The 19,730-nt window shown below is 69.4% G+C and carries 23 protein-coding genes and 2 tRNA genes; 9 read left to right on the top strand and 16 right to left on the bottom strand.

Annotated features, from left to right (window positions below; all coding sequences use genetic code 11):
* The first annotated feature begins 366 nt into the window (after window positions 1-366).
* Complete coding sequence (mgrA, locus tag ACWGPE_RS13030; RefSeq protein ID WP_231430628.1) at window positions 367-1,419, top strand: L-glyceraldehyde 3-phosphate reductase; 1,053 nt, start codon at window positions 367-369, stop codon at window positions 1,417-1,419.
* A 69-nt stretch (window positions 1,420-1,488) separates the two neighbouring features.
* Here mgrA and ACWGPE_RS13025 read toward each other — a convergent pair whose 3' ends face one another.
* Window positions 1,489-2,403 carry a LysR family transcriptional regulator gene (locus ACWGPE_RS13025; protein ID WP_231430629.1) on the bottom strand — a complete coding sequence of 305 codons (915 nt, stop codon included), beginning with the start codon at window positions 2,401-2,403 and terminating at the stop codon, window positions 1,489-1,491.
* A gap of 82 nt (window positions 2,404-2,485) precedes the next feature.
* Between ACWGPE_RS13025 and ACWGPE_RS13020 the strand changes: the two genes are divergently transcribed.
* Window positions 2,486-3,412 (top strand): DMT family transporter, encoded by a 927-nt coding sequence (locus ACWGPE_RS13020; protein ID WP_231430631.1) that lies wholly within the window; start codon window positions 2,486-2,488, stop codon window positions 3,410-3,412.
* 51 nt (window positions 3,413-3,463) lie between these two features.
* Here ACWGPE_RS13020 and ACWGPE_RS13015 read toward each other — a convergent pair whose 3' ends face one another.
* Both ACWGPE_RS13015 and ACWGPE_RS13010 read right to left on the bottom strand, forming a co-directional pair.
* A complete protein-coding gene (locus tag ACWGPE_RS13015) occupies window positions 3,464-4,387 on the bottom strand; it encodes an LLM class F420-dependent oxidoreductase (RefSeq protein ID WP_452048859.1) in 924 nt (307 codons plus the stop codon).
* 5 nt (window positions 4,388-4,392) lie between these two features.
* Complete coding sequence (locus ACWGPE_RS13010; RefSeq protein WP_231430632.1) at window positions 4,393-5,208, bottom strand: inositol monophosphatase family protein; 816 nt, start codon at window positions 5,206-5,208, stop codon at window positions 4,393-4,395.
* A gap of 118 nt (window positions 5,209-5,326) precedes the next feature.
* Here ACWGPE_RS13010 and ACWGPE_RS13005 point away from each other — a divergent pair.
* Window positions 5,327-5,402: transfer RNA gene (locus tag ACWGPE_RS13005), tRNA-Lys, on the top strand.
* 82 nt (window positions 5,403-5,484) lie between these two features.
* Here ACWGPE_RS13005 and ACWGPE_RS13000 read toward each other — a convergent pair.
* Together ACWGPE_RS13000 and ACWGPE_RS12995 are read right to left on the bottom strand one after the other, a co-directional pair.
* Window positions 5,485-6,870, bottom strand: a complete 1,386-nt coding sequence (locus ACWGPE_RS13000) for a tyrosine-type recombinase/integrase (protein WP_452048858.1) — start codon at window positions 6,868-6,870, stop codon at window positions 5,485-5,487.
* An 11-nt stretch (window positions 6,871-6,881) separates the two neighbouring features.
* The gene (locus tag ACWGPE_RS12995; protein WP_452048857.1) at window positions 6,882-7,541 is read right to left on the bottom strand and encodes a hypothetical protein; all 660 of its coding nucleotides are present in this window, start codon (window positions 7,539-7,541) and stop codon (window positions 6,882-6,884) included.
* Window positions 7,542-7,592: 51 nt separating this feature from the next.
* Between ACWGPE_RS12995 and ACWGPE_RS12990 the strand changes: the two genes are divergently transcribed.
* From ACWGPE_RS12990 to ACWGPE_RS12970, 5 genes are all read left to right on the top strand, one after another.
* On the top strand, window positions 7,593-7,823 hold the full coding sequence (locus tag ACWGPE_RS12990) for a hypothetical protein (protein WP_452048856.1): 231 nt from the start codon (window positions 7,593-7,595) through the stop codon (window positions 7,821-7,823).
* Between the two features lie 4 nt (window positions 7,824-7,827).
* A complete protein-coding gene (locus tag ACWGPE_RS12985; RefSeq protein ID WP_452048855.1) occupies window positions 7,828-8,133 on the top strand; it encodes a hypothetical protein in 306 nt (101 codons plus the stop codon).
* Window positions 8,126-9,397, top strand: coding sequence for an AAA family ATPase (locus ACWGPE_RS12980; RefSeq protein ID WP_452048854.1), 1,272 nt, complete (start codon window positions 8,126-8,128; stop codon window positions 9,395-9,397). The genes ACWGPE_RS12985 and ACWGPE_RS12980 overlap by 8 nt, the downstream gene beginning before the upstream one ends.
* Window positions 9,394-9,678, top strand: a complete 285-nt coding sequence (locus ACWGPE_RS12975) for a hypothetical protein (RefSeq protein WP_452048853.1) — start codon at window positions 9,394-9,396, stop codon at window positions 9,676-9,678. The genes ACWGPE_RS12980 and ACWGPE_RS12975 overlap by 4 nt, the downstream gene beginning before the upstream one ends.
* A 223-nt stretch (window positions 9,679-9,901) precedes the next feature.
* Window positions 9,902-10,843, top strand: coding sequence for a hypothetical protein (locus tag ACWGPE_RS12970; RefSeq protein ID WP_452048852.1), 942 nt, complete (start codon window positions 9,902-9,904; stop codon window positions 10,841-10,843).
* 221 nt (window positions 10,844-11,064) lie between these two features.
* On the opposite strand, the gene ACWGPE_RS12965 is transcribed toward ACWGPE_RS12970, so the two are convergent.
* From ACWGPE_RS12965 to ACWGPE_RS12945, 5 genes are all read right to left on the bottom strand, one after another.
* Window positions 11,065-11,406, bottom strand: coding sequence for a hypothetical protein (locus ACWGPE_RS12965; RefSeq protein ID WP_452048851.1), 342 nt, complete (start codon window positions 11,404-11,406; stop codon window positions 11,065-11,067).
* 380 nt (window positions 11,407-11,786) lie between these two features.
* Window positions 11,787-12,212: a hypothetical protein gene (locus ACWGPE_RS12960; protein WP_452048850.1), complete on the bottom strand. Its 426-nt coding sequence runs from the start codon at window positions 12,210-12,212 to the stop codon at window positions 11,787-11,789.
* On the bottom strand, window positions 12,205-12,741 hold the full coding sequence (locus tag ACWGPE_RS12955; RefSeq protein WP_452048849.1) for a hypothetical protein: 537 nt from the start codon (window positions 12,739-12,741) through the stop codon (window positions 12,205-12,207). Before ACWGPE_RS12955 ends, ACWGPE_RS12960 begins: the two co-directional genes overlap by 8 nt.
* Window positions 12,742-12,745: 4 nt before the next feature.
* Window positions 12,746-13,711, bottom strand: coding sequence for a hypothetical protein (locus ACWGPE_RS12950; RefSeq protein WP_452048848.1), 966 nt, complete (start codon window positions 13,709-13,711; stop codon window positions 12,746-12,748).
* Window positions 13,704-14,276, bottom strand: a complete 573-nt coding sequence (locus ACWGPE_RS12945; RefSeq protein ID WP_452048847.1) for a DUF6932 family protein — start codon at window positions 14,274-14,276, stop codon at window positions 13,704-13,706. Before ACWGPE_RS12945 ends, ACWGPE_RS12950 begins: the two co-directional genes overlap by 8 nt.
* 359 nt (window positions 14,277-14,635) lie before the next feature.
* On the opposite strand from ACWGPE_RS12945, the gene ACWGPE_RS12940 reads away from it, so the two are divergent.
* Window positions 14,636-14,712 (top strand) — tRNA-Leu (locus ACWGPE_RS12940).
* 84 nt (window positions 14,713-14,796) lie between these two features.
* Here ACWGPE_RS12940 and ACWGPE_RS12935 read toward each other — a convergent pair.
* The 6 genes from ACWGPE_RS12935 to ACWGPE_RS12910 form a co-directional block, all read right to left on the bottom strand.
* Entirely contained in the window at window positions 14,797-14,988 is a 192-nt protein-coding gene (locus tag ACWGPE_RS12935) for a hypothetical protein (RefSeq protein ID WP_452048846.1), read from the bottom strand.
* Between the two features lie 101 nt (window positions 14,989-15,089).
* Window positions 15,090-15,683, bottom strand: a complete 594-nt coding sequence (locus tag ACWGPE_RS12930; protein ID WP_452048845.1) for an energy-coupling factor transporter transmembrane component T family protein — start codon at window positions 15,681-15,683, stop codon at window positions 15,090-15,092.
* Between the two features lie 11 nt (window positions 15,684-15,694).
* On the bottom strand, window positions 15,695-16,375 hold the full coding sequence (locus tag ACWGPE_RS12925; RefSeq protein WP_452048844.1) for an energy-coupling factor ABC transporter ATP-binding protein: 681 nt from the start codon (window positions 16,373-16,375) through the stop codon (window positions 15,695-15,697).
* The gene (locus ACWGPE_RS12920) at window positions 16,372-17,532 is read right to left on the bottom strand and encodes a thiolase family protein (RefSeq protein ID WP_452048843.1); all 1,161 of its coding nucleotides are present in this window, start codon (window positions 17,530-17,532) and stop codon (window positions 16,372-16,374) included. The genes ACWGPE_RS12925 and ACWGPE_RS12920 overlap by 4 nt, the downstream gene beginning before the upstream one ends.
* The gene (locus ACWGPE_RS12915) at window positions 17,529-18,881 is read right to left on the bottom strand and encodes an AMP-binding enzyme (RefSeq protein ID WP_452048842.1); all 1,353 of its coding nucleotides are present in this window, start codon (window positions 18,879-18,881) and stop codon (window positions 17,529-17,531) included. The genes ACWGPE_RS12920 and ACWGPE_RS12915 overlap by 4 nt, the downstream gene beginning before the upstream one ends.
* Window positions 18,878-19,567: a biotin transporter BioY gene (locus tag ACWGPE_RS12910; protein ID WP_452048841.1), complete on the bottom strand. Its 690-nt coding sequence runs from the start codon at window positions 19,565-19,567 to the stop codon at window positions 18,878-18,880. Before ACWGPE_RS12910 ends, ACWGPE_RS12915 begins: the two co-directional genes overlap by 4 nt.
* Window positions 19,568-19,730 lie beyond the last annotated feature (163 nt).

Below are 19,730 nucleotides of genomic sequence, written 5' to 3'. Positions count from 1 at the left end.
GAGTCGCCGGGCGTTCTGCGTCGGGGACGGTACGGGTCGGGTGTCGTCGGGGACGACGTGCTGGCTCAGTCGGTGAACGCGCCCCCGCAGTAGTCGCAGTCGGGCTCGGGGCAGTACCAGTTCTCGGGCTGGTGCTCGTCCATCGTCGGATCCTTCGTCGGGGCTGCGCGCGGTGGGGGAGTCGCGTCGCGATGGTTGAAGATCCTGCCAGTCGCGCGGCACGGCGCCATATGGCCGGTGCGGTGAAGTTGTCGGAGCCGATTGTCCATCGTGTCCATGGTGCGACGGATACCGGCAACGGAATACGGCTCGAGGCGGGCCGGGCCGCGCACGGCCCGTGTCGGTGAGTCTGGCTAGCATGACTGCATGCCGTACATCGCCGATGCCGCCAGATACGACCGTATGCCACACCGCCGCACCGGTCGGTCCGGGTTGCAGCTGCCGCTGCTCTCGCTCGGGCTCTGGCAGAACTTCGGCGACGATCGGCCGCTCGAGTCGCAGCGGGCGATCGTGCGCCGGGCATTCGACCTCGGCATCACGCACTTCGACCTCGCGAACAACTACGGCCCGCCGTACGGCGCCGCCGAAGAGAACTTCGGCCGTATCCTCGCGAGCGACCTCGCCCCCTACCGAGACGAGATCGTCGTCTCGACGAAGGCCGGGTGGGACATGTGGCCGGGGCCGCACGGCGTGGGGGGCAGCCGCAAGTACCTGGTCGCGAGCCTCGACCGCTCGCTCACCGCGCTCGGCCTCGACCACGTCGACATCTTCTACCACCACCGCCCCGACCCCGGCACGCCGCTCGAAGAGACGGCGGCCGCCCTCGACCACATCGTGCGGCAGGGCAAGGCGCTGTACGTCGGCATCTCGTCGTACTCGGCCGAGCAGAGCCGTGAGATGGCGCGCCTGCTCGCCGAGCGCGGCACGCCGCTCACGATCCACCAGCCGTCGTACTCCATGCTGAACCGCTGGATCGAGACCGAGGGCCTCCTCGACGCGGCGGCCGACGACGGCTTCGGCGTCATCGGCTTCACCGCGCTCGCGCAGGGCCTCCTGACCGGCAAGTACCTCGGCGGCATCCCGGCCGATTCGCGCGCGGCGGCCGACGGGTCGCTCGACCGTTCGATGCTCTCCGACGAGACCCTCGAGCGCATCCGCGGGCTCGCCGCGATCGCGGAGCGCCGCGGGCAGTCGCTCGCGCAGCTCGCGCTCGCCTGGGCGCTCCGCGACGAGCGGGTGACGAGCCTCGTCGTCGGGGCGTCGAGCGTGCGGCAGCTCGAAGAGAACGTCGCGGCGGTCGACCGCCGCGACTTCACCGCCGACGAGCTCACCGAGATCGACCGGTTCGCCGGCGACGCCGGCATCGACCTCTGGGCCGACGCCCGGGGCGGCGGGCCGCTGCCCGAGTTGCGACCCTGATCGCACGCGTCGAACGATCCGGATGCCTCGTGGCCGGGCACGAGGCATCCGAGGGGGCCGGCGCCGCGGTCAGTCGCGCCGGGCCGCCGCCCTCAGCAGCTCGGCGGCGCGCAGCACCGCCGGGTGGGTGCGCATCGACCGTTTCACCCGCATCATGATGCGGCGCCGTGCGGCCGTGTCGGCGATGGGCCGCAGTTCGACGCCGTCGGGCAGTCCGATCGCGCCGAGGCGGGGCAGCACGGTGATGCCGACGCCCTGCTCGACGTAGTCGAAGGCACTCGTGTAATCGGGCGCGTGCAGGCGGTACTGCGGTGCGAACCCGAGTGCCGCACACGCCGAGAGCACGATCTCGCGGCACGGCCCGTGCGCGTCGTCGTTGTCGATCCACGGCTCGCCCTCGAGTTCGACGAGTCCGATCGACTCGCGCGCGGCGAGCCGGTGTCCCGAGGGCACCACGACGACGTAGCCCTCGGTGCGCAGCTCTTCCAGGTCGTAGCCGTCGGGCGAGCCGTCGGCCACCGCCGGGTCGCGGTCGCCGCGGATCGACTCGGCGATGTAGAGCTCGAGGTCGGGCTCGCCTGAGAGCTGTCCGGCTCGTTCGACCATCGAGAGCTCGAGCCGGAGGTCGGGGTAGGTGCGGGCGAGCTCGGCCACGACGGGCGGCATCCATGCGCGATTCGCCGACATGAAGCAGCTGATGCGCATCGTGCCGCTGCGACCCGCCCGCAGGTCGTCGACCGCGCCATCGAAGTCCGCGAGGTGATCGAGCACGCGACCGGCGCGATCGGCGACCGCGACACCGGCCGAGGTCGGCACGATGCCGCGACCGCGGCGCTCGACGAGGGTCAGGCCGGTCTCCCGCTGCAGGGCGCTGACGTGCTGGCTCACGGCCGACGCGGTGTAGCCGAGTCGGGCCGCCGCGCGGTTGATCGAGCCCGTGAGCACGACGGTGCGGAAGACCTGGAGCCGGTGCGGATCGACCATGATCACAATCGTACAGTTCTGCTTAATCGAACCCAAGGATCGTTCGCTTGTGCTGAGATGATCCGATCGTCAGGCTGGGGGAATGCGAACCGCCGCCCCGAGCCTCCAGCCGCCAGCCGTGACCGCGTCGACACCCTCGCCGGGGTGGAAGGTGCTGACGGCGATGCTCGTCGTCCTGGTGCTCTGGGCCTCGGCGTTCATCGCCATCCGCTTCGTCGGCGACGCGCTCTCGCCGGGCCCCCTCGCGCTGGGCCGGCAACTCGTCGGCACCGCGGCACTGGTCGCCGTCGCCCTCGTTCGCCGGCCGCCGTTGCCGCGCGGACGCTCGCTCGCACTCGTGGCCCTGTACGGCGTGCTCTGGTTCGCCGGCTACACCCTCGTGCTGAACCTCGCCGAGCGGCATCTCGACGCCGGCACCGCCGCGATGCTCGTGAACGTCGCACCCCTCATCGTCGCGGTCGCGGCCGGCGTGTTCCTCAAGGAGGGCTTCCCGCGCTCGCTCGTGGTCGGCATGCTCGTCGCCTTCGCGGGCGTCGTGCTCATCGCGACCGGCGGCGTCGGCAATCACGCCGATCCGCTGGGCGTCGTCCTCGGCCTCCTGGCCGCGCTGCTCTACGCGCTCGGCGTGCTCGTGCAGAAGGTCGCCCTGCGCGACACCGACGCGCTGAGCGCGACGTGGGTGGGCTGCGCGATCGGCGCCGCCGCCCTGCTGCCCTTCCTGCCGCAGACCGTCGTCGAGGTCGGCGCCGCGCCCGCGCCCGCGGTCTGGGCGATGGTGTACCTCGGGGTGTTCCCGTCGGCGGTCGCGTTCCTGCTCTGGGCGTACGTGCTCAAGCGCAGTCCGGCCGGCGTCACCGCCTCGGCGACGCTCGCCGTCCCCGCGATCGTCGTGCTGCTCGGCTGGCTGCTGCTCGGCGAGCTGCCGACCGTCCTCGGCATGGTGGGCGGCGCGCTCTGCCTCATCGGCGTGGCGTGGAGCCGCAGGCCGTCACGGCCGGCCCGTCGATGAGCGAGCGGATGCCTCGTGGCCGGCGCCGGCCACGAGGCATCCGTCGCGGGGTCAGCGAAGCGCGGGGAGCACCTCGGCCGCGATGAGCTCGAGATGGTCGAGGTCGCGCAGGTCGACGAGCTGCAGGTAGACGCGGTCGGCGCCGAGCTCGCGCAGCCGCTCGAGCTTCTCGACCGCGGCCGCCGGCGTTCCGGCGATGTTGACCTCGGCGAAGTCGTCGGGGTCCTCGTCGATCGCGGCGAGGCGGCGCAGGTAGTCGGCGTCGTGCTCCGCGACGACCGTCGGCAGTGCGACGGACGTGCGCATCGTCGCGGGGTCGCGGCCGATCGCCTCGCAGGCTCGGCGCACGCGCTCGAAGGCGGCGGCGATCTCGTCCTCCGAGCGGAAGCCGAGGTTGAACTCGGTCGCGAACCGCGCCGCGAGCTCGGGGGTGCGCTTCAGCCCGGCGCCGCCGATGACGACCGGCACGCGGGACTGCACGGGCTTCGGGAGCGCCGGTGCGCCGGCGAGCGTATAGTGCTCGCCGGCGAAGTCGAAGGCCTCGCCCACCGGCGTCGCCCAGAGGCCCGTGACGATGTCGAGCTGCTCCTCGAGCAGGTCGAAGCGCTTCGGCGGGAACGGGATGCCGTAGGCGGTGTGCTCCTCGGCGAACCATCCGGTGCCGAGGCCGAACTCGGCACGGCCGCCCGACATCGCGTCGACCTGGGCCACCTGGATCGCGAGCAGCGACGGGTGGCGGAACGTCGCCGACGAGACGAGGGTGCCGAGCCTGATGCGCTCGGTCTCACGGGCGAGGCCCGCGAGGGTCACCCACGCGTCGGTCGGGCCGGGCAGCGGGTCGCCGTCGCCCATGCGCAGGAAGTGGTCGGAACGGAACCAGCCGTCGAAGCCGAGGCGCTCGGCGGCCTGCGCCTGGGCGAGCTGCTCGTCGTAGCTCGCGCCCTGCTGCGGTTCGGTGAAGACGACGAACTCCATGCCGGTCACGCCCGCTCGCCGAGCGCCTCGAGCACCGTCTCGTGCAACCGGCCGTTCGTCGCGAGCGCCGAGCCGTGCCACGGGCCGGGCTCGCCGGTGATCGAGGTGAATCGCCCGCCCGCCTCCTCGACGATCGGCACGAGCGCGGCGAGGTCGTAGGGCTTCACGTCGAACTCGCCGGTCACGTCGATGAGCCCCTCGGCGAGCAGCATGTACGACCACAGGTCGCCGTAGGCGCGATCGCGCCAGACCCGTTCGGCGAGGGCGAGCAGGCGGTCGAGGTAGCCGGCCTCGCGCCACTGGGCGATGCTCTGGAAGCTCAGCGAGGCATCGGCGAGGTCGGCCACCTGCGACACGGCGATGCGGCGCGGGGTCGCGCCCGAGGCATCCGTCGTGAACGCGCCGGCGCCGCGCGCCGCCCACCAGCGCCGGCCCAACGCGGGGGAGGAGGCGACGCCGACGACGGGCACGCCGTCGATCGCGAGCGAGATGAGCGCGCCCCACACCGGGACGCCGCGCATGAAGTTCGACGTACCGTCGATCGGGTCGATGATCCACTGACGCGTCGTGTCGCCCGACGTGCCGAACTCCTCGCCGAGGATGCCGTCGGCGGGGCGCGCCTCGGCGAGCCGATCGCGAATCGCCCGTTCGACGGCGAGGTCGGCCTCGGTCACGAACGTGCGGTCGGGCTTCGTCGACACGGCGAGGTCGACGGCGCGGAACTTCGCGATCGCGACGGCGTCGGCGAGGTCGGCGAGCTCGAGGGCGAGTTCGAGGTCGTCGGCGAGGTCGAGGGCGGTGGTTTCGGCGTGGTCGGTCACGCGATTCAGGCTATCGGGCGCGGGTGAACACGCCGTGCCGTGCTCGATTGGCGCAGCGGCGAACGACCTGATAACGTTGACGCTCGGTTCGGTTGTTGAAAAACAGCCCCGAATCGATGCACCTCTAGCTCAATCGGCAGAGCAACTGACTCTTAATCAGTGGGTTCAGGGTTCAAGTCCCTGGGGGTGCACCAAGAGAAACCCCCGGTTAGCGGAAGATCCGCAGCCGGGGGTTTCGTCGTATCCGGCCTCGATGGGCGGATTGCTTGGGAATTGCTAGGACTCGGGCGAAATCTGGGGCGAAATCTGCGCCATGGCGACCGTTGCATCTTCCCGCCCGAGCGACTCCACAAGGTGGCCGTAGAGGTCGCTCGTCACGGTGATCGAGGAGTGCCCGAGACGCCTCTGCACCGCCGCAAGACCGCGCCCCGCCCCGAGCAACAGTGATGCCGAGAGGTGCCGAAGCGAGTGGAGGGACACAACGGGCAAGGGGCTGCCGGTAAGTGTCGGATCGAGCCGGATCGCGGCGAGTCGACTTGCACCCATGCCGCGAGACTTCGCGAGGGTTGCGAGTTCATCATCGTTCGCCGGAAGCGACGCGATACGAAGCTCGAAGTTGAATCGCTTGATCATTCGGGGGAGCCCCGCCGTCAACTGCTCGGGCACGTAGCCCGTACCGTCTTCGCGGGTGAACACCAGCAGCGCATCGTTCGCGTAGAGATCTCCCCACTCGGCGGCATCTGCCGCCTGCTGTGCCTGCACGCTTCGCAACACTTCGACGGTGCGGTCGTCGAGCATCACGACCCGCCCTTCACCGGCACGCGTCTTCGGTGCTCCGACGACGATCTCGCGACCGATCTGCACGGCCTGCTGCTCGACGATCAGGCGGTGTCGGTCGAGGTCGACATCAACCCATCGAAGGCCGCAGATCTCGCCGCGGCGAAGGCCGGTAGCGACGGCGACCCAGAACACGGCGGCGAGCCGCTCGTCGTGTCGCTGCATCCATGCGATGAGCCGCGAGAACTCCTCGGGCTGCAACATCTTCCTAGTGCGCTTCGGGGCGCGCACGGCGTCTCGGCGACGGGTCGGGTCATCGAGGATGAGACCGCGCCGGTACGCGTCGCGCAGGGCCGACTGGAGCACGGCGAAGGCACGCGCGTGGGCAGTCGTCGCAGCGGGGTTCGCCCGGTGGAGATGGCGCTCCAGGTCGTCGAGAGTGTCGGGCGTGACATCACGGAGACGCGTGCCTCCGATCGCCTCCGTGATCGTGGCGACGTAGCGCTCGTAGTCGACAAGGGTCGAGGCGCGCAGTGCGTTCGAGCCGGTCGACTTGCGCTTCATCCACGATTCGAGGAAGTCGCCGAGCGTCTCCCCGCGACGCGCGGCGAGCGGTGCGCGCTTCAGCGTTTCGAGGGCTTCGGCACGTGCACGCATCGCGGCGGTCTTCGAGGTGTACCCCGAGCCGGTCGTCGCTACGCGCTTGCCGTTGCGGCTCGTCTCGGCGGAATAGGCCCACGGGCAGCCGCACGCGGTCTTGCCATCGGGGCGGATACGGTGCGGGCACTTCGCCGTATGCACGCGCGGGCACCGGCAGCGCCCGTTCCCGGTGCAGTTCGTGCCGTGCACGCGCTCGCAGGTGCAGGGCTTGTGCCTCTGGTTCACGCCAACACCGTTCATTTCGTGCCTCCGTTCGTCGTGGTCTTCTTCTTGCGGCCTCGTCCGTCGCGTTCGAGCAGGCCCGCTTCGCGAGCGTCTCGCAGCCACCGGTCGACGGTGCTGAGGCTGGCCCACGTGAGATCTCGCAGAGCCTCTCGGGGTGACACTCCCGCCGCTCGCGCACGGCGGGCTACGGACGCGACATACGACAGTGCGGGAGGCCCGCTACCGCGACTCTTCGTCTGGCGGAGGTCGCCGTCCTTGTCGGCCACATACTCCCTTGCAATGAACGTGATGCGGTCGCGGGGGAGTTCTTTGATATCTGCCAAGGTCATGCCCGAATCTGCTGCAACCCGCACCTCAGTAACTTCGTTCGTATCGTTCACGAGCACTGTGTAGACCGCGCCGCCCACGGGATCGAAGATCTGCACGCCGAACTTGCCGGGGGGCTCTGGTTCGCCGTTGATGCTCGCCACGAAAACCGCGAGAGGGTCGGGCCCCTCCTTATGGGCGATCACGGTGAGGCCCGCGGGCTTGAAGGTCGGGTTGCCGCTCTTGACGAGGCTCGCGTGTTCGCGTCGGGCAAGTTCCAGCTCGACTCGCGTGCGCGTCGCTTCGTCCATCTGATCGACGAGATGCTGATACAACGGGCTGTTGTTATCGGAACTCGGCTGCATATGACAAATTATACGCTGTCACTGCCTATCACGGATGGTGACACTTGAGACATGACGACAGCAACTGCAATCACGCTGAAGGGCCTTCGCGATCTTCCGCCTCGGCTTCTCATCCCGGAGGCGGGCAAGTGGCTCGGCATCTCGCGGGCGAAGTCCTACCTCCTCGCGCAGGCCGGTGAGTTCCCGTGCGAGGTGCGCAAGGTCGGCGGGCGCTACTACGTGCTCACGAGCGACCTTGCCCGCGCGCTCGGCATCGACCCGGCGCTGCTCCTCGAAGGGTAGGGCGGTGGAGACCGAGGAGGCCGGAGCGCTCGAATCGCCCCGGCATCCCGAAGCCCAGGGTACCCAGTTGGCTGGGTTCGAGTACCCGATCGACGAAGCGCATGAGGCTTGCATCTCGTGCTGGGCGCAGGGCTGGCATGCGCGCGACGCCGAGGTCGCGGAACTGCACGCCCGGCTCGAACGTGCCGAGGGCGACGCCGACAAGTTCTATCGGATCGCGTTCGACCGTCCCGGCGACCTCGACCGTCGCCTCGATGAGGCTGCCGAGGAGTACTGGGCCGAGTTCATCTCAGAGGAGTCTCATGAGTGAGGTTGTGGACGACTGGCCGGTCGTGTTGCCGGGGGCGGGCCAGCCGCTCGGGGATTCGGATGACCTTCGCGAGCTTCGCGACTTCGGGCCGAGCACGCGGTCGGGCGAGGCGATCGTCAGGTCGAGCCGGTCGGCCCGACTCACGTCGTTCGGCTCGGTGGGCACCGCGCGGCAGCGGTGGTTCTGGCGCGGGGTGATGCCTCTGGGCGGTGTCTCTCTGCTCGCCGGCCGAGGGGATGTCGGCAAGTCGACGTTCGCGCTGCACCTTGCCGGGCAGGCGACGCACGGCACCCTCGAAGGCGATCTCGCCGGGCCGACCGATGTCCTGCTCGTGAGCCACGAAGACCCGCTCGCTACGGTCGTCGTGCCGCGCGCGGTCGCGAACGGGGTGGACCTCCGACGCATGCATCACCTCGCGATCGAGGCCGAGAGCCGGGGCGGGGCGACCGTGCCGAAACTGCCGCTCGACGCCGACCTGCTGCGCGACGCGATCGAGCGCACGCGGGCCGGGCTGGTGATCTTCGACCCGATCACGTCGACCCTCGACGGCGACAACGACAAGGTGCGCGACGTGCGCGCAGTGCTCGACACGCTCGCGCTCATCGGCGAGGAGACGGGCGCGACCATCGCCGCGATCGCACACTTCCGGAAGGGCAGCGCCGGGTCGTCGAGCGACTTCCTCAGCGGGTCGCACGCGTACCGGGACAGCGCTCGCGCCGTGATCCTGTTCGCCCGTGATCGGGAAGAGGGCGACGTGGTGATGAGCCTCGACAAGGGCAACTACTCGAAGGGCGATTGGAACCTCTCGTACCGCCTCGACAGCGCCAAGGTCGCGACCGACGACGGCGATGAGACCGAGGTGGGCCGGGTCGTCGTGCTCGGGGCGACCGAGCGCTCGGTCGCGAGCGTCGTGGCCCAAGAGAATGCAGGCCAGTACGGCGAACTGCGGACGGAGCTGCTCTCGTTCATCCTCGCCGCGCCAGGGGCGGTGTCGACCAAGGAGATCATGGCCGAGTTTTCCGAACCCGAATATCGGCGGGCGACCGTCGCCATGAACCTGTCGCGCCTCGTGAAGACCGGAAAGGTTGATCAGCCGATCCGGGGCCAGTACCAGAAGCCGAATGTCACGACCCCGTTGGGGGGTGAGACAAGTGTGACAACTGTGACAAATGGCTCTCCTGTCACACATGTCACAGATGTCACACCCCCGCGCGAGGTGTCACAAAAGGGTGCATACGAAGCGAACAAGGAGCAGACCCCATGACGACCCCACGACTCGCGACCTGGGCGGGCGAGATCGCTCCGCGGCTCTCGCTCGCCGCGTGCATTGTTCTGCACGTCGCGCTCACTGAGGAACTGCAGGGCAAGGCTAATCTTCGCCCGGTCGACCTTGCGGGCATCTCGCCGGAGCGGTTGGAGGCGGTCTTCGCCGAGCTTGAGCCCTACGGCGTCTACGTCACCCCCGGTGACCCGCCGTGGGAAGCGAACTACAGGTTCGCGTTCATCGTTCCCGGCGATGTCCGGGCGACCGAGGAGGAGAAGTGAACATCGAGTTCAACTGCAGGGTATGCGGCGGGGCCGTATCGGTCTCCAGGGCGGCGCTCGCCGCGGGTGGTCACCCCGCCTGCGTCTATCGCAAGTCGCTGGTCGCGTCGGCGACGGGCGGGTTCGATGAACTCGCCCTGCGGGTTTGGAGGCTGCGGCAGTGGGTCGCTCGTGGTGTTCGTTACCGGGGAGGTCGGCGATGAGCCCGAGGACGAGCGAGCGCGTGCAGGCGTTGCGGGCGAAGGTTGCGGAGGTCGACGCTCGGCAGCGTGATCTGCCGCGAGCGGTATGCCGGGTGTGCGGTGTCACCGTGCCCGCAGGGCATGGCTCCCGGCTTCCCGAGGCGGTCTGGCTCGACGGGCCGAGCATCGCCTACGAGCGCCAAGTCGACGAGGCTCGCGCTCTGGCCGGTCGCCCGGTCATCGACATGTGGCGGCGGGCGTGCGATCGTCACGGCGACCCGACCGCCGAGGCCGTGATCGAGGAACTGCTCGGCCTCGACGTGACCGCGAACGAAGCCCGCGTGGCCGTCGTGCGCTTCGGGCGACCCTTGATCGCGGCACAGCGCTGGCCGGTCGGGGATGCGCCGGAGAACATCGCGAAACGCGACATCGGCGAGCCGTGGGGCTGGATCGATCGCGAGGCCCTCCGCGAGGCCGTGAACGGTGCACTCGGGGCTATGCGCCCGAGCCGGTGCGGAGACGGGGCCTGCGGGATGTGCGGTCGCCGGTCGAGTATCGGCTGGGTGCGGTCGTCGTTGCAGTGGGCGGATGGGTCTCCGGCCCCGGTGTGCCGCGAGTGCGACCGGGCGCTCACGAAGGCATCGAGCCCGACCGATATCGAGCGGATTCGCGAGGTCGCAGCCTACGAGCTTCTCGGGCGGTGGGAGCTTGCCGTCGATGTCGCCGGACTGCGCTTGTTCGTCGAGGTCGCGGGCGACGAGGAACGCACCGAGGGTTACGGTGAGCCGTGGTCGTATCGGCCCGAGGCGCTCGCTGCAGTGAAGCGGACGAACTTCTTGCAGCATCCCCGGTGGGCACCGTCCGGAGAGCGCGAATCTATCGATGCCGAACTCGCCGAGCGTCGCCGGGAACTCGACGAGGAAGCCGCCCGCAAGGCCGAGGCCGAGCAGCCGAGTTGGGCGTCGGTCGACTGGTCGAGTTGAGAAGCTCCACGGTGTTTGTCTTAGGTGGGCGGGTGCCGTGAGCGGTCGGGCGGGTTTGGTCACCCGTCGCGGATCGCAGAAGGGCCGGGGGTGTAGTTCCCTGGCCCTTCACCTTGTTAAGCCCTGGCCAGCGTTGGTTAACCCAGCGCCCACAGGATGCGATCTGCGGGCCTTTCAAGGGATGGCTGGTGTCGTTGCGCCATCCCGCTTCGTTAGGCCGCCTACGGGGCGTCAGTCTCGTCGATGACCTCGCCGTCTTCGATCTCGTCGTTGAAGGGGTTGCCTTCCATCGGAAAGTTCGCCCCGGCCACACGGGCAAGCTGACGAACGAAGTCGCCAAGCTCGTTCGCCGTCGGGTCGGTCACCTCGATGCGGTGCGGCTGGTCGAGGCCGTCGAGCAGGGACGCCGACCGCATGACCGCGACCCCCGCGCGAACCCCTCCCGGCTTGCCCTTGTTCACATCTTCGAGGGCCTTCCTCCAGAGCAGTTCGTGCCGAGCACGCCACATCGCCCGCGCCTCCTCACGATCGACCTGGGGGAGTTCGCCGAAGTAGTTCTTCACCGCTCGGCAGGCTGCCGTGTCATCGCTGAACCCCACGATGCTCGCGATCTCGGCCCACGAGCCACCCGCGACCCGCAGTGCCCACGCCTTCGAAGCCTTCGCCGCCGCATCGGCGTGCACTCGCATCGACTTCGGCGTCGGGCCAGTTGACCTCGAATTGACATCGTCCATGCCGACGAGAGTAATACTTACTCGGCAAGTTTGTTTAGTAGGATGGATGCTGCCTTCGACCCAGGGTGAAGGCGACTGCGACGAACGCGAGGTTATGAGGCGGGAGGGGCTAACCAACCTTCCGGGCCGACCCTCCCAACTAGCCTGGCTGGCCCTCGCGTTCGTCGCTACGCACTGGTGAGACCAATCGGCAGGCTTCTACTAGTGCACTAGTGATCCGCCGAGTGGTCCTCGAAGTCACCCAGGAGTCGGTTGACGATCTCATCGCCGGATTCGGTGTTTGCGGCGACGATCGCGAAGAGCCGGTCGAGGGCCTGGTTCAATCCATAACTTGTGGCGACTTCGACAGAGGATCGTATTGATCCGAGTGGTTTCTGCTTCTGACCAGTGATGTCCCACGCCGCGAGCTCATAAGGCGCGTGCCCAAGAGCATCTCCTGCAGACAATTCATAGAAGCCGCTCCTGCTGTGTGCGGAGTAGATGACTCTCGGATTGAGGCTGTCCGTGTACATTCGCATGATCGCCGAGAAACCCTCGCCGGATCGGGTTGACTTCAAGCTCCATTCGAGGTCGCCGTTCTCGGTCGCGTCGGCGAGACCACTGATCAATCGAAGCCAAGCGCCGTCGTCAAGCATTTGCACCCTTCCCCGGGTCGTTTCGGATTGACACGGCCACACCACTAATCCTCGGTGCCAATAGTCGAATCTGCGAAGCCGTGGTGCCGACGAGTTCATCAACTGTTGCAGTGGGTTCGCCGTACAGCTTGCCGCGTGCCTCGGAAGCGTCTGAGCCTTCATTGGCAATCTCATTGGCGAGATCTTCAAAGCCTGCGTTTGATGATTTCAGGAGAACAACCACTTCCACTGCTCGATATGAGAACCGATGAAGGGCTTCCGCCATCCGCTTACGGTCATCCGCTTCAAGCGCGCCATCGATCTCACGCGAGATTTCCTCGAACGCCGGGAGGACGGCCACGAGCTGATTCCTGACAAGTGAGGCCCTCGTGGATTCGAGTGCTTGTTCGGCGGCCTTGAGAGCACCCTTGCTTCTCGTCAACTGCACGATCGTAAAGCCAATACCTAAGCCGCCCAGGACGAACGCGACCCAGTCGAGCAGGCCGGGAACGTTAGTGAAATCGAGCCATTGAAACTCACCGATGTACATGCCGCTACTGATTCCTCGGTGGCACAAGCTTCTCAACCGAGGTCGCTGTGTAGCGGGCAACCGGCTCCCCGCCGGGAGTGTGATCCTCGGTTACCTCCGCCTTGATCCGCACGTAGTCGCCGACGTTCAACGCTCGAATGTCCTCGAACGGGAGTTCCTTCGCCTCTACCGTGAGGGTCTCGCCCTCGATCGTCGTGACCTTTAGAGGGGCCATGTCGCTCACCGTATGCAGGATCCCCTCAAGTTCGACCGGGTCGCGGTCGAGTGAACGTCCCGCGACGAGCTTGCTGATCATGAGTAGCTCTGGAAGTGCCACACTCACAAACGCCTTCGGCGTGCGCGGCTGCATCCACACGATCTCCGGCTCGATAGACGATTCAATGAAGGACTCCACAAGGTCTCGGAGTGTGCTCGCTACGCGCGGCCCCGCCTCTTCGATCAGTTCGATGAACTCGGAGTCATCGGCGTTCGCAGTGATCTCCTTGCCCGTGGCCAGCAACCCGATCGCCTTCTCAATCGAGCGGTCTAGCAGGGTTGATTCGTCGCCCAGAATGTCGGGCTGGCCGTCGGGGGCGATTTCAGCTTCGACGGGGGAGTCAGCCACGAACGCGACGACTAGGCTGCCCGGCGATGGGGCGGCCTCCACCCGTAGACGCGTACGGGTCAAAACACGGGGCGGGGGCTGGCCCTTCAGTGAACGATGCCCCTCTAGCGCCATTCCCGATGCGAGCACGAGTCGCTGGAAGTTCGCGAGCGTCTTCGTGAGGCTGTCGACCCGCACGGAATGACCTTGAACTCCGGTTCCAGTAAGACGGATGGAACCTCGCGAACGATCGCGTCGAACGAGGGTTGTATCGATCGCAAGAGACTCGATGCTTAGGCGCGCGAGATCCTCTGCGTCACGCCAGATGATGTCGGCATGAGTGATGTCGTGGTCTGCGCTCGCGAAGAACTCGTCCCACTTACTCATGGCTGCAACCATCTAACGTGACTTCGACGTAGCCGCGCCGCGGGAGGGCATCGAGCCGGACGGGCGGATCGCCCTTCTCGCCCGATCGGATTCGCATCCAGAAATCGTCCCAGAAGCCACGCGACCTCGCGTAGGCGTGGTGCTCGGGCGTATCGAGCAAGCCGGTCTCGGGTCGGGCATGCCAGCGACCGATTCTGCTATCGACCCGGTGACCCGTGACGGAGCGTAGGCGAGATTGAGCGATCGTCTGCAGCACGTACTGCTCCACGATCGTCCCGCTGGTGCGCACTCGGTTGAAATCGACGTCTTCGCACCAGTACATGACGTCAATATCCTCGGGGTTCAGCTTGGAGCTTATGAAGCTGCCCGACACCCACACATAACACACCGGAAGCATCCCCCGAAGACCCTTCGTGACATCAAGGAAGTCGTTCCAGATGCCCTGCCTCGTTGTCGACGCATCGTACTCCTGGCCGGTGACGTAGCGCTCTTCCAGTTGGTCGAGTGTCGTTAGATAGCGGCCTAACGGAAGGTGGCCGGTATCAAGATCGATCGCGGGCAGCACTGCACTCCTCAGTCCGGGCGTTCCCCGCATACTACTGAGGGTCGCGGGGGTGTGGTCGGTGCCGTCGTGCCCCATTTCGGGGTACAGGCAAGGAGACCTGTCCTGCAGATTCGGAATCTGTCGGACGGAATGATCCGGCGACTTGGCCCGCGTTCATGAAGGCGGTGAGCGTTCCCTAAGGAGCCTCCAATTCGATTCGGCGGGGGTACCCCCTCCGTGTCGCCCAGCTCGCTGGTGACTGTTGCTTGGATTGCTTGGGAGTTGCTTGGGGACGTTCGGTAGACGAAGCGAGCACGCCGAGGGCTCACGAGCCCTGTGACGGCTGAGATCGGCGATGTTTCAGGACGGAGCGACGACGCGCATAACACAGGTCGATACGGACTCAGGCTGACTCTTAATCAGTGGGTTCAGGGTTCAAGTCCCTGGGGGTGCACCAAGAGAAGCCCGGAAAGCGCGCGAATCGCGTGGTTCCGGGCTTCTTCCGTGTGCGGTCGTGCGGCGCGCACCTCTCGCGAGGACGTCAGGGCATCATGCCGCCGCGCATCTGCCGCATCGACTTCTCGCGCTCGACGTCGACCGAGTTCGCGACGTCCGTGCCGCCGGGCGCGGGTCGGCCGGAGCGGCCGGCCTTGCGGCGACGCGTGTACATCCACTGGCCGACCGCCCAGACGGCGATCAGCACCCCGATCGCGAGCCAGAAGGACCAATCCATCACGCACCTCCGCGAGGGTTTCCGACGAGTGACCCTCAATGTACCCCCGATGGTGGACGACGCGGCGGCGGGCGCGACGCGAGCGCGCCGAGGCGTGCGTCTCAGTCGTCGAAGCCGCGGGCGATGAGCGCCTCGCCGAGATGGTCGGCCGTGCGCAGCGCGCGCACGATGACGGGCACCGCGAGCGCCGTGACCGAACCCTCCGCACCTCGGGCCTTCCTCGCCTCGAGCACCTCGCGAACGATGTCGGCGAGCAGGGGCACGCAGCGGATCGCGAGCGCGAGGGCGAGGCCGACTCGGTCGGCGTCGACCCATCGGTGCAGCGGGCGCAAGAGCAGCTGCATGGCATCGAGGGTCGCGGAGACGGGCGTCGTGAGCGTGTAGAGCGCGGCGAGCGCAACGGCGATCACGAGCCGGAACGCCATCGTGGCCGCCGACTCCCAGCCGGAGAACAGCCACTGCACGGGCACGGCGAACGCGAGCACCCAGAGGATGGGGACGATCTGCCGCCAGGCGGCGCGCGCCGGAAGGCGCGCGACGAGGAACAGCACGATGGTCGCCGCAGCGGCGGCGCCCAGGACGACGAGCGAACTCTGCACCGCGACGACGGTCACGAGCACGGCGAGCAGCCCGAGCTTCAGGAGCGCGGGCGCCCGGTGCACGAGCGAGTCGCCGGGGTGGAAGACGCCGATCACGATTCCGCCGCTCAGCCGATCAGGAACCGGTAGGCCGCGAGCGCACCGGCGGGCTCGTCGTCGGCGACGACGCGGCCCGACTCCATGACGATCACCCGGTCGAAGTCCTCGAGCAGTTCGAGCTGGTGGCTCACGACGACGAGCCGCTGGTCGAGCGCGCGGAAGTGGTCGGCGACGAGCCGGGCGTTGCGCGCGTCGAGCAGTGTGGTGGGCTCGTCGGCGACGACGATCGCCGGGTCGGCGACGAGCACCGACGCGAGGGCGAGCAGCTGCTTCTGCCCGCCCGAGAGGCGGTGCGCCGGTCGATCGGCGAGGCCCATGAGCCCGAAGCGTTCGAGCGTCGCCTCGACGCGCGCCGCGGCATCCTCGGCCGGCAGCCGATGGCGGCGCAGGGTGAATGCGACGTCTTCGCGGACCGTGGGCATGACGATCTGGTTGTCGGCGTTCGTGAACACGAAGCCGACCCGGCGGCGCACGTCGCGACCGCGTCGCGCGACGTCGAGGTCGTCGACGATCACCCGACCCGTCTTCGGCGTCACGAGGCCGTTGATCATGCGGGCGAGGGTCGACTTGCCCGAGCCGTTCGCGCCGACGATGCCGACCCGTCGTTCGTCGATGACGAGCGAGACGTCGTCGACGATCGGCTCGGCGCCGAAGTCGTGCGAGACGCGGTCGAAGACGATCCCGCTCATGCGACGCGCTCCACGATCATCGCGATGCCCTGGCCGCCGCCGATCGAGCACGCGGCGAGGCCCGGGCGGTCGTCGTCGGCGGAGAGCATGCGCGCGGCGAGCCGCACGAGCAGCACGGCGCCCGAGGCACCCCACGGATGTCCGATCGCGATGGCACCGCCCTCGGCGTTGACGATCTCCTCGTCGAGCTCGAGGGCATCGGTCACGGCGAGGAGCTGCGCGGCGAACGCCTCGGTGATCTCGACGAAGCCGAGGTCGGCCGGGGCGAGGCCCGCCCGGACCAGGGCGGCCTGCGCGGCCGGCGCGGCGCCGAGCCCGGGCAGGGCGGGGTCGCCCGCGGCGACGGCGGCCGCGCGGACGCGGAGCGCGGGCAGCCCGAGTTCGCGCGCGAGCTCCGGCGTGGTCACGGCCATCGCCGCTGCGCCGTCGGAGAAGCCGCAGGAGTTGCCGGCCGTGACGGTGCCGGCACCGGCGGCATCGCTCGAGTCCGCCGGGTCCGACACGAAGGCGGGCGCGAATCGTGCGAGCGTCTCGAGACTCAGCCGGCGCGGCCGGTCGTCGCGGACGACCCCGTCGACGGCGACGAGCTCGGCATCGAAGCCGCCCGAGCGGTGGGTGGCGAGCGCGAGACGGTGCGAGCGCTCGGCCCAGGCGTCCTGGCGTGTGCGGGAGATGCCGGCGACGGCGGCGAGCCGGTCGGCGGCGGGACCCATGTCGGGGTCGGGCAGCCCGGGCGGGGCGAACGGTGCACGGTCGTACCGGGCGCCCGTGTCGCGCCAGCTGCGAACCGGCGCCGTCGACGCCGACTCGGCGCCGCCGGCGACGAGCAGCCGGCCGTCGCCCGCCCGCACGCGGGCGGCCGCCTGCATGACCGCGTCGAGACCCGAGCCGCACTGCCGGTCGACGGTCACACCGGGAACGCCGACGCCGAGACCGGCGCGGAGCGCGGCGACGCGGGCGAGGTCGCCGCCGGGGCCCATGCAGTTGCCGAGCACGACGTCGTCGATCGGCACCTCGGCCGGCGCGACCCGCGCGGCCACGGCCGCGAGCACGGGCGCGGCGAGCGCATCGACCGAGTGGCCGGCGAAGCCGCGGCCGGCAGTGCCGATGGGCGTACGGCGGCCGGCGACGAGGACGGGGGTCGGGGCGGCGGTCATGCGGGTCCTCCCGTCGGTGGTGCGGCGTTCGTCGGTGCGGCGCCTGCTGCGACGGCGCGGATCGCGTCGTGGCGGCGGGCTGCGGCCCGGTGCTCGCCGTCGAGCCCGCCGGCGGCGAGCGCCGACCGGAGCGCGCCGCGGGCGACCTTGCCCGAGTCGGTGCGCGGCAGCGGGGCGAAGAACCAGCGGCGCGGCAGCTCGGCGACCTCGAGGCGCGCCCTCGCCTCCGCGACGACCTCGTCGCGGAGGTCGGTCGCGTCGCGGGGGTCCGCGGCCTCGTCGTCGCCGCCGAATGCGTCGCGATCGGTCGCGCGGACGCGCTCGTCGAGCTCGTCGAGCTCGACGATCGCGACCACGCGCTCGCCGAGCAGCTCGTTCGGTTCGCCCACGACGGCCGCCGCGGCGACGCCCGGGAGGCCGGCGAGCACGCCCTCGATCCGTTCTGCGATCACGGTGGCACCGGCTGTCGTGATCGCCGCATCGCCGCGTCCGAGGATCATGAGGGTGCCGTCGGCGCCCAGTTCGGCGAGGTCGCCGACGGTGGCGAAACCGGCGGCGTCGCGGCGCAGCATCCCGCCGACCGCGTCGATCGCGAGAAAGGGCGACCGCACCCAGAGCTCACGACCGCCGGCGGCCTCGCGCAGCTCGATCTCGGCACCCGGGAACGCAACGAGCCCCTCGCCGTGCCCGGCCGCGACGAACGAGAGCTCGGCCGCACCGTAGTACTCCGTGAGCCGGAGGCGCGCACGGGCGGTGTGCCGCACCCGCTCGGGGAGCGCGGCGCCCGCGACCACGGCGGCACGGGCGTCGAGACCGCCGTCGAGGAGCCGGGCCAGCCTCGTCGGCGTCGCGTGCACGACCGTCGCATCGCGAACGGAGTCGCCGACGACCGCGCCCGCCCACAGCGCGTGCAGCGCCGCGTAGAGGTGCATCGAGACGTGCAGCGGCCCGGTCACGGCCACGCGGTCGCCGGCCTCGATGCCGGCGAGCTGCGCCAGCGGCGCAGCCGACTCGAGCCAGGATGCCTCGGTGCGGGCCACGACCGTGGGCGCGGTGCCCGACGAGCCCGAGGTGCGCAGCGCGATCGCGGTGGCCACAGGCAGCAGGTCGTCGAGGCGCCGTGCCTCGTCGGACGACCCGCCGACGAGGACGGGCCGACCGCGCTCGAGGGCCGCCAGCACGGTCGTGATGAGCTCGACCGGTGCCGTGCCGACGGGGCAGGGCACCAACCCGGTGCCGCCGGGCAGGCGGGCCGCGGCGACCGCCGCGGCGAGCTCGCCCACGCGCACGACGTCGCCGCCGAACGCGAGGGCGGGCGCACCGGGCGAACCCCGCAGCCACTCGCTCACGCGGCGTCGACCGCCCCGGCGTCGAGCGCGGCGCGGCGCGCCCACGGCCACGAACGCGGCTCGATGAGGCCCGGCCACGCGCGGTGCACGCCCTTCGCGACGAGCACCGTGATGACGACCTTCAGCGCATCGCCGGGCAGGAACAGCAGCGAGCCGGCGGCGGCGACGCCGATCGGGGTGCCCGTCATCGCCGCGAGGACGGGGATGCCGACGGCGTAGATCGCGACGATGCCGCCGAGCGCCGTCCAGAGCAGTGCGGGCACGACGCGGTAGCGGGGGAGCAGGCGCGCGGTCGCCCAGCCGATCACCACGACCCCGACGAGCCACCCGATCAGGTAGCCGACCGACGGGCCGACGAAGACGACGAGCCCGCCGCGGCCGCCGGAGAGGAGCGGGAGTCCCGCGGCGACGAGGGCGATGAGCAGCAGCACCGAGAGGAAGCCCTTGCGTGCACCGAGGATGGCGCCCGCGAGCATGACGCCGAGCGTCTGGAACGTGATCGGCACCGCGGTGCCGCCGAGGTAGATCGCGCCGGGCAGGCCGAGTGCGGCGATGAGGCCGGTGAAGACCGCGATCTGCGCGAGGTCGCGTGCGGTGTGGCGCCGCGTCGGCGCGTCGACGACGTCGGTCTCCGAACCGCTCGTCGGGCCGGCGGTGGGCGGGGTGCTGCTCGGTGCGGTGCTCATCGGGATCCCCTCTCAAGGCGTGCGGGCGGAGTGCCCGTGAATCACGCTATGAGGGCGGGGAGGGGTCGCGTCGCCCCAGCCGTACAAGAATCGGAGGTCGATTTTGGAAGCGCACGGTGGGGGTCCCGAGGCGCGCCGGCGCTCGCTCGTCACCCCGCTCGAC

The sequence above is a fragment of the Agromyces sp. NPDC055658 genome, assembly GCF_053618155.1.
This window is presented reverse-complemented; position numbering and strand designations above follow the sequence as displayed.